Source organism: Actinomadura sp. BRA 177 (genome assembly GCF_013372625.1).
Taxonomy (GTDB): domain Bacteria; phylum Actinomycetota; class Actinomycetes; order Streptosporangiales; family Streptosporangiaceae; genus Spirillospora.
In genome coordinates this window covers 1-1,010 of sequence record NZ_JABXFD010000635.1, presented here as the reverse complement: position 1 = coordinate 1,010, position 1,010 = coordinate 1, and the positions used below count along the sequence as shown (strand labels likewise).

Here is a 1,010-nt window from a genome sequence, read left to right as displayed (position 1 = left end):
GTCTTGTTGTTTTTTTTTTTTGATCTACCGGCGACCACAGTGACCTACACTACCCTCTTCGTCGGCAGCGTCAGATGTGTAGAAGGGACAGTCCCTGCCCCGCGTCCAGGCCCCCGTCCTCCTGATCGTCGGCGGCCGCGACCCGGAAGTCAGGGCCCTGAACGAGCAGGCACACGAAAGGCTCGAACACTCCGAAATCCACACGGTCTCCGGCGCAACCCACCTCTTCGAAGAACCAGGAGCCCTGGAAGAAGTGACCACCCAGGCCGCCGACTGGTTCAATCGGAACCTGTGATGCACGACGTCATCGTGGTCGGAGCCGGCCCCGCCGGCACCTCGGCCGCCTGCCACCTGGCCCGCGCCGGACTGGACGTCCTCGTCCTGGAGAAGACGTCCTTCCCCCGCGAGAAGATCTGCGGCGACGGCCTGACCCCCCGCGCCGTCGACGAACTCCGCTCCCTGGACATCGACCTCTCCGACTGGTTCCGCACCGAGGGCGTCCGCCTCATCGGCGCGGGCCGCACCCTGGAACTCCCCTGGCCGTCCGGCCACGGCCTGACCCGAACCCGCACCGACCTCGACGAACTCCTGGCCCGCCAAGCAGTCGCCGCCGGCGCCACCCTCCTGGAGAACACGAAGGTCACGGCGCCTTTGGTAGACCGTGGCCGCGTAACGGGCGTTGAGACGAGCACGGGCACCCACCAATCCCGCCTGGTCATAGCGGCCGACGGCGCCTCGTCCCGCCTCTCCATCGCCCTGGGCCTGCACCCCCGCCGCGACCGCCCCATAGGCATCGCGGGCCGCCGCTACTACCGCAGCCCCCGCCACAAGGACACCTACCTGGAAATCTGGCTGGACCTGGCCCCCGCCGGCTACGGCTGGATCTTCGGCATGGGCGACGGCACCTGCAACCTAGGCGTGGCCCTCCTGCGCACCGACCACCCCGACTACCACCACCTGTTCACCGACTGGCCGGCGAACCTCCCCACCCCTGTCCCCTACACACACCT

Annotated in this window: 1 protein-coding gene; it reads left to right on the top strand. The window is 68.2% G+C overall.

Annotated features, from left to right (window positions below; genetic code table 11):
- Positions 1 to 294: 294 nt before the first annotated feature.
- Positions 295 to 1,010, top strand: a 716-nt coding sequence (locus HUX53_RS35375) for a geranylgeranyl reductase family protein (RefSeq protein ID WP_176407634.1), incomplete at its 3' end; no start/stop codon positions are given.